This is a genomic window from Exiguobacterium sp. TNDT2, assembly GCF_003331145.1.
In the GTDB taxonomy this organism is placed as follows: domain Bacteria; phylum Bacillota; class Bacilli; order Exiguobacteriales; family Exiguobacteriaceae; genus Exiguobacterium.
Genome location: NZ_QLVE01000053.1, coordinates 1 through 7,376 on the forward strand (window position 1 = coordinate 1; position 7,376 = coordinate 7,376).

Sequence of the window (7,376 nt, forward strand, 5' to 3'; positions counted from 1 at the left end):
AGCTCCCACTTCAGGTTGCGAAGCAAGCAAGTGGTGAGTAGTTCACCGAGTATAACGTAAGCGTCGCGATGAGCGAGACACCACTGACAACGATACTTAACGTCTGTAAATCAATTTTCATTTTATACATCCTTTGAACAATAATCACATCATTACATCACAAAAACGAAACATTTTACAAACTGAATTTGGAAAAAGAAGAAAATGGTTAAGTTTTTATACATGTATAATTTTCCTCCACTCTAATTCACAGAACGGACTGCCTCTAAACCTCTTTGCCCTTCGTCTGTTGCTTCGGTCGTGATTAAACGTGTGTGGTTTCGTTCTCCAGATGGCCCGGGATTGCATTACCATCCATCCTAGTCGCTCAATCGTAGTGAAGCACTGAAAACGTTTAGATATATGCAAACGTTTCATCATCCCCTACTTCCTTTATCGTTCAGAGAGAGGAAAAAATGAAGGTTTTTGGGATATATGTTGACCAAAATTTCCATTTTTTGATGGATAAACACTGAATCGGCATATTCGGTGCCCGTTTGTAAGCTGGCTCACCTTCATTGAGGAGAAAAATACGATACGATGTAGACAAGAACAAATGATTCGGAAAGGAATGATTCCCGTGCCGCGCCCGCTCAAACTTGGTCTCATGCTCGCCGTGTTCGGGACCATCTTTTATATCACGCATTTCCATTACGAGCTTCGTCCGTCTGACGTCCGCGACATCGTCCTGTCGTTCGGCTGGTGGGGCCCAGTCGTGTTTTTCCTCATTTATGCGATCGGTCCGGTTATTTTTTTACCGACGTCCATCCTGTCGCTCGGGGCCGGTCTCGCTTTCGGGGTATGGCCGGGCGTCCTGTATATCCTATTCGGGGCGACGGCCGCCGCCGTGACCGGTTACGTTATGGCGAGATTGTTCGGCCGGTCCGTGCTCAAGGTCGACAGTTACCCATGGTCGGAGAAACTATTCACGCAGATGAAACAGCGCGGCTTCCTATATGTGTTCGTCCTACGGCTCATCCCGCTCATCAGCTTCGATTTGCTCAGTTACGCCGGCGGCATCGCCAAAGTCAAATTCAAATCATTTCTCCTCGCGACCGTGCTCGGGATGATTCCCGGGACGCTCGCCTACAGTTTTCTCGGTGCGAGTCTCGCCTCGGGCAGTGTCACGTTGATTTTTATCGCCGCCCTCGTTTTCGTCAGTCTGCTCGGCATCACTTACTATTTCCGAGAACCCGTCAAAAAGTGGCTCGGTTTGGTGTAAATCTCATTTCCTTATCGTGAAAAGAAGCGATTGAACCGCCCTTTCCTCCATCGTACAATTGGAAATGGAAATTCGTACCAAGTTCCAGATGGATAGGATGGGAGATTTTGAAATGAAACAATGGATTAGTATGTGCTTGCTCGTCTGCTTGCTTATCGGAGGAGCCGACGTGGCGACGGCGGCGCAAGGTAAACGTTATGACGACCGGGACATCGTCTACATGACGTTTGACGACGGGCCTCGCGCCGAGACGCTCTTGTTGCTCGACGTGTTAAAAAAACATCGGGTCAAAGCGACATTTTTCATCACAGGAAAATACATGAAAGGTAACGAAGAGACGTTACGTCGAATCGTCGCAGAAGGCCATACACTCGGACTTCACAGCATGACGCATGATAAAAAACGGTTTTATAAGTCGCCTCAATCAGCTGTCAACGAGATGAAGCGTGTGCAACAACTCATTTTTGAGACGACCGGTGTGAAGACGAACATTATGCGCGTGCCTTATGGAAGCGTGCCTCACATGACGAAAGCGCATCGTCTTGCCATGGAAAAGGCCGGGTTTTACATGTGGGACTGGAATGTCGACAGTCTCGATTGGAAACGAAAAAATAATCAGCGTCTGCTCCAGTACGAGACGATTCAGCGCGTACGGATGAATCGCGCGAACAACATCGCCTCGGTCGTCTTGATGCATGACCAATCCACTACTCCTGCCTCGCTTAACTATATCCTTCGTCATTTGAAACGGGAGCGCTATACGTTCAGGACGACGGCCGGTGTCACGGAGCCATACAACTTCTACAACAAATGGAAAGCCGGTAAATCACAATAAGAGTCGGGGCTGAAAGAGCCCCGACTCTTATTTGACGTTTAACCGATTCGTCATCTTGCGCATCTCGATGGCCATGTTAGACAGTTCTTGGGCCGACGCCGTGATCTCTTCCATCGACGCCATTTGTTCTTCCGTCGCCGCCGACGTGTTCTCGGTTTCGGTCGCGGTCGCCTCGGTGATTCCTTGAATCTCGCTGACGGACGTCAAAATCTCAGTCGCCCCGGCCGCCATCTCTTGGACGGCACCGGACACTTCTTCGACTTTATGCGCGACTTCTTCAATCGCTTCTTGAATCTCATCGAACGCCTCGCCTGTCTGTTTGACGTGGTGGACGCTGCTTGATACGTCGCGTTCGACGGTATGCATCGTCTCGACCGCGTCTTTCGTCTCCGCCTGTGTGTCTGCGATCAAGGCGGCGATTTGTTTCGTCGCCACGGCCGACTCCTCGGCAAGCTTGCGCACCTCTGAGGCGACGACGGCGAAGCCGCGCCCTTGGTCGCCCGCCCGTGCCGCCTCGATGGCTGCGTTCAAGGCGAGCAAGTTCGTCTGTTCGGCAATCCCTGTGATGGCCCCGGTAATCGTTCCGATCTCGTTTGATCTCATATTGAGCTGAGCGATCACTTGTTGGAGCTGCTTCATCTTTTCATTCGTCTCATCGAGTTGGCGCTCGAGCGTCTCGATCAACTCGTTCCCGCTCGCCACTTTTTGAAGTGTCGTTTCCGACAGTTCGGTCATGTGCTGTGCGTTCGTCGACACATGATGGATGCCATTCGTCAAATCCGTCAACGTTTCGTTAGACGCTTTGACGCGCGTGAGCTGACGCATCGAACCTGACGCGATCTCTTCCATCGTCATCGCGACCATTTCCGTCGCTTTCGTCGTCTCCTCGACGTTATTCTTTAAGTCATCTGACGAGACGGCGACGCGGTCGGACGTCGCGGTCACTTGTTCAATCAAGTGACGCAAATTATCCTTCATCGCATTGAACGCTTGTACGAGCAACCCGATCTCGTCACGCGACGCGTATGTTCCGTGCACCGTCAAATCACCTTCGCCTGCCCGCTCCATCAGAAGGCTCAACTGTTTGATCGGCCGCAAAATCAGATGGGCGATATAGACCCCAAGAGCGATCGATGTCAAAAAGGCGAGGGCCGCGGTGACCCAAAAGACAACGATGGCGTTGCCGAGACTCTGTTGAATCTCCTCGTTGGCGGTTTCAGCCTCTTGTTCAATGCCTTCCATGAGTGAGGCCGCCGAGTCGACCAATTCGAGACGGGTCGGACGTAAATCAGACAAGTACGTTCGGTATGCTGCCGCATTCTCTTCCCGGAGCGCCGGTCGCAAGACGAGGTCGACTCCTTCTAGATAAGCCGTCACTCCTGTTGTAACATCCTCCATGTGCGCTTTCATCGTTTCATCTTTCGGGTCGAACGTATCGTTTAATGCTTCGAGATTTGACGATATACTCGCTCTCCGTTGGGCGATATCTGCTTCTAGCTCCTCGTTTCGTTCCGTCTCTGTAGACAGAATGAGCTCGAGTAGATATCCGTCAATCGCTCGATTATCCGTCCGGATTTGCCCAAGATATTGCATCGGTAGCAAATCGTTTCGATACAGTTCTTCGCCCGCATCGGCCATTTGCCCGATATAGAGTCGACCCACGATGGCAATGACAATCATCGACAACAACGGAACCGCGAGCAAAATCATTATTTTCTTTGATAGTGACAGTTGTTTCATTTTCATCCCTCCATTCTTTTTATCGGAGCGAATCATTTATTTTCAAACGAAAAAATCTTGAGGGTGAAATAAATTTTTCACTGAATATTCAAATCAAGTAAAACATTGTGACATTTGTCCGATAATAAGATAGCCAAATCGAACTACTATTCAGAATGTGAGGAAATTATATGAGTGCTACGAAACGTAATCAGTTGATGCTCGTCACCACGTTCGTCATCGTCTTGACGTCCGTCATTGTCCACTTGCTCCACCGCTTCACCGATTTCGCCTATACATACACCGTGCTCCGTAACGGGACCGTCGGCTATGCGTACCCGGTCGCGACATGGGTATTGTTTGCCGTTCCGATCGTGCTGTTCCTGTTTATGGTCGTCAGCCGTCGCAGGAAACCCGAGCTATTCCCGTATTTGACGATGCTCACGCTGACGTTTACGAGCATCTCGACCGTCGCCGGCGGCCAAGGACTCGTCGAGTATCACTTCTCGATTTTCGTCGTCTTGGCGATTTTGTCGTTCATGCGCCGCATCGACTTGATCCTCTATAGCACCGTCATCTTCGCGGTACAACACTTGGCCGGCTATTTCTTGTTCCCGGAAATCATCTGCGGCACGGCCGACTATCCGTTCAGCCTGCTCCTCGTCCATGCGATTTATCTCATCTTGTTGAGCGCGGTGCTCATCGTCCAGATCCACTTCCGTAACCTCGAGTCGTCACGCGTCAAAGCGCAAGAAGACGAGACACGCCGATTGTTGAGACAAGCCGTCGCCGACGCGAGCCAACTCGTCATGACATTGAAGACACATGCGACCGAGCTCGAGACGGCCGCCAATCAGTCGCTCGCGTCCGGGGAACAAATCGCCGTCACGGTCGATCCGATCGTCGCGCACGCGACCGAACAAGAGACGTCGATGAACCAGGGGGCCAATGAGATTCAATCGATTCGCGCCCTCACCGCCCTCATTCAAGAACGGATGGCCCAGACCGCCGCCGCATCGTCCCGGATCGCAGCCGATGCGATTGCCGGGAAAGATGACATGCAGCGGATGGAAGCGAAAGTCGAAGAGATTATCGATGAGTCTGAGCGGCTCGAACGCGTCGTCACGACGATGTCGAACCGCTCGACCGAGATTCAAGCCATCTTGCAACACGTCGAGACGATCAGCGGCCAGACGAACATGCTCGCCTTGAACGCCTCGATTGAGGCAGCACGGGCCGGTGATGCCGGACGGGGCTTCGCCGTCGTCGCTTCTGAGGTCGGCAAACTTGCCGTCCAATCCCGTGATTACGCATCCGAGATGACACGCGTCCTCGGTGGCCTCATGGAAGATACGAGCGTCGTCCGGGAATCGGCCCAGTTGTTCAAACAAGCGACCGAGAACTGTCAAACCGTCTCGGCCGATGTGACCGCCGTCTTCCACCGCTTGACCGAGGATGTCTCCGAGATTGACGGGCAAATCAATTCGATTCAAGCGACGCGTCAAGGCGTGACTTCGCAGATGGAGATGCTTGAGACGCGCCTTGCGACGACGAAACACGCGGCGAGCGAGTTGCAGCAACAGATTCAACACGTCGCCGCCGCGACCGAGGAACAAGTCGCCATCCAAAAAGAGTTGAGTTGTATGTCCGACCGCCTCGCCTCGACCGCGAGCACGTTAGAAGACGTGACCGGTCAGCTTGAGTCCCGGGCCAACTAAAAAACCAGGCCGCGAATGTTGGATTCGCGGTCTGGTTTTTTATAATGTGGCAATCAGTTTGTCGAGCGCCTCACGAAGTGGCGTCACCGGACGGCCGAGCACCAACTCGAAATCGTTCGACTCGACTTCGAGCGAGCCGTTGCGGATGCTGTCTTGAATGCCGACGACGATCGGAATCGCTTCTTCCGGCACCCCGGCGCCGCGCATGACGTCGGCGTACGCGTCCAAGCTCACTTCTTGGAGCGCGACTTCACGTCCGAGCACCTCACTGAGCACCTCGACGAGCTCGGCTTGCGTATGGAGCGGACCTGACAATTCAAAGATATCTTGTTCGAAATCATCTGCTAGGAGCACGTTCGCGATTGCTTCGGCGTAGTCTTCCTGCAACGCCCATCCGACTTTCCCGTCACGGGCCGCCGTCACCCAAGGTGCGCCTGCGAGCACGCCTTGAATGCTGCCAAGTTCGTTTTCTAAATACCAATTGTTGCGCAAGAATGCATGGGGGATGCCCGTCCGTTCGATCGCGCCTTCCGTCTCGACATGCGGCGGCGCCATGAGGTTTTGACTATCGGTCGCGTCGGCGAGACTCGTGTAGGCGATGAACGACACGCCGGCTCGTTCGGCCGCCTCGACCGCGTTCGCATGTTGCCGAATGCGTGTGTCATTGTCCCCGTCCGTCGAGATGATGAGCAGTCGTTCGACACCTTTAAACGCTTCATCGAGCGTCTCTAGCTTGTCGAAATCGCCGTGGCGCACATCGACCCCTTTCTCCTTTAGGGCTTCCGCTTTTTCTGGATGCCGTACACTGACTGCGAGTTCGCTTGCCGGGACCGATTTGAGTAACTCATCGACAATTTTCGAACCGAGTTTCCCGGTCGCGCCTGTGACTAAGTATTTCATCTGTTCCTGCCTCCTCTTGGTTCATTCATGCTGATTCACTCTATTCTTCCCCTCAAACGAGAACAGCAAATCCAAAACGGGACGTTTTCTCAAATTGCGAACGAGTCCTCCATTACTCGTGTTCTCATGGTTAATCATTTCAATCTTAAGTCGTATGGGCGTGCTCTTTGCTATCGGGTAAAGTAAATAGAGATGTCATATACGCAAGGAGAAACGATTCATGGAACAATGGATTCAACAAATGATTGAGCAGTTCGGCTATTTCGGCGTCCTTTTCCTCATCTTCATCGAGAATGTCTTCCCGCCCATCCCGTCCGAGCTCATTTTAATATTCGCTGGCTTCTTCACGACGACGACCGCACTCTCACCCGTCTGGATGATTCTCGCTGCGACGGTCGGGGCGGTCATCGGAGCCATCGTCTTATATAGCGTCGGCCTGTTCTTCGACAGGGAGCGCCTCGAGGCTTGGGTCGGACGTTATGGCAAGCGCCTCTATATGAAAGTTGATGACGTCCGTATGGCCGATCGTTGGTTCGACCGCTTTGGACCGAAACTCGTCTTTTTCGGTCGATTCGTCCCTGTCGTCCGCAGTCTCATCTCGATTCCGGCCGGCATGTCGAACATGCCGTTCATCAAATTCTTGACGTTGACGACACTCGGAACGTTGATTTGGAACACGGTGCTCATCTTTGTTGGCGTATATGTCGGGGAGAATTGGCAAGTGTGGCTCGGCCATATCGAGACGTATTCTCATGTCATGTATGGTGTCCTCGCCGTCATCCTGCTCGGACTAGGGGCTTTCATCGTACGTGTCATCTGGTCACGCCGCTCTGAACAGCGTTAAGTTTACACACTCCGAAATCGATTCGGAGTGTTTTTTTCATAGAATCACATTTTTTACTTGACTTTAAGTTCTTATGAACTTAAATTAATCATATAGAGT

The 7,376-nt window shown here is 52.2% G+C and carries 6 protein-coding genes; 4 read left to right on the forward strand and 2 right to left on the reverse strand.

The genetic code is table 11. The features are described from left to right. Positions 1 to 595: 595 nt before the first annotated feature. Together DPV68_RS14365 and DPV68_RS14370 are read left to right on the forward strand one after the other, a co-directional pair. On the forward strand, positions 596 to 1,261 hold the full coding sequence (locus DPV68_RS14365; protein WP_232819666.1) for a TVP38/TMEM64 family protein: 666 nt from the start codon (positions 596 to 598) through the stop codon (positions 1,259 to 1,261). 112 nt (positions 1,262 to 1,373) lie between these two features. Next, entirely contained in the window at positions 1,374 to 2,096 is a 723-nt protein-coding gene (locus tag DPV68_RS14370; RefSeq protein WP_114167454.1) for a polysaccharide deacetylase family protein, read from the forward strand. A 27-nt stretch (positions 2,097 to 2,123) separates the two neighbouring features. Here the strand turns inward: DPV68_RS14370 and DPV68_RS14375 are convergent, their stop codons facing one another. Further along, complete coding sequence (locus tag DPV68_RS14375; RefSeq protein ID WP_114167455.1) at positions 2,124 to 3,836, reverse strand: methyl-accepting chemotaxis protein; 1,713 nt, start codon at positions 3,834 to 3,836, stop codon at positions 2,124 to 2,126. Between the two features lie 170 nt (positions 3,837 to 4,006). Here DPV68_RS14375 and DPV68_RS14380 point away from each other — a divergent pair, with 170 nt between their 5' ends. Beyond that, positions 4,007 to 5,533 (forward strand): methyl-accepting chemotaxis protein, encoded by a 1,527-nt coding sequence (locus DPV68_RS14380; RefSeq protein WP_114167456.1) that lies wholly within the window; start codon positions 4,007 to 4,009, stop codon positions 5,531 to 5,533. A 39-nt stretch (positions 5,534 to 5,572) separates the two neighbouring features. On the opposite strand, the gene DPV68_RS14385 is transcribed toward DPV68_RS14380, so the two are convergent. Continuing rightward, a complete protein-coding gene (locus DPV68_RS14385; RefSeq protein WP_114167457.1) occupies positions 5,573 to 6,433 on the reverse strand; it encodes an SDR family oxidoreductase in 861 nt (286 codons plus the stop codon). Positions 6,434 to 6,653: 220 nt separating this feature from the next. On the opposite strand from DPV68_RS14385, the gene DPV68_RS14390 reads away from it, so the two are divergent. After that, entirely contained in the window at positions 6,654 to 7,277 is a 624-nt protein-coding gene (locus DPV68_RS14390) for a DedA family protein (protein ID WP_114167458.1), read from the forward strand. Positions 7,278 to 7,376 lie beyond the last annotated feature (99 nt).

Bases quoted from the DNA above. Each gene is read 5' to 3' on its own strand.
- DPV68_RS14365 (WP_232819666.1), top strand. From the start codon at position 596: ATGATTCGGAAAGGAATGATTCCCGTGCCGCGCCCGCTCAAACTTGGT.
- DPV68_RS14370 (WP_114167454.1), top strand. From the start codon at position 1,374: ATGAAACAATGGATTAGTATGTGCTTGCTCGTCTGCTTGCTTATCGGA.
- DPV68_RS14375 (WP_114167455.1), bottom strand. From the start codon at position 3,836: ATGAAACAACTGTCACTATCAAAGAAAATAATGATTTTGCTCGCGGTT.
- DPV68_RS14380 (WP_114167456.1), top strand. From the start codon at position 4,007: ATGAGTGCTACGAAACGTAATCAGTTGATGCTCGTCACCACGTTCGTC.
- DPV68_RS14385 (WP_114167457.1), bottom strand. From the start codon at position 6,433: ATGAAATACTTAGTCACAGGCGCGACCGGGAAACTCGGTTCGAAAATT.
- DPV68_RS14390 (WP_114167458.1), top strand. From the start codon at position 6,654: ATGGAACAATGGATTCAACAAATGATTGAGCAGTTCGGCTATTTCGGC.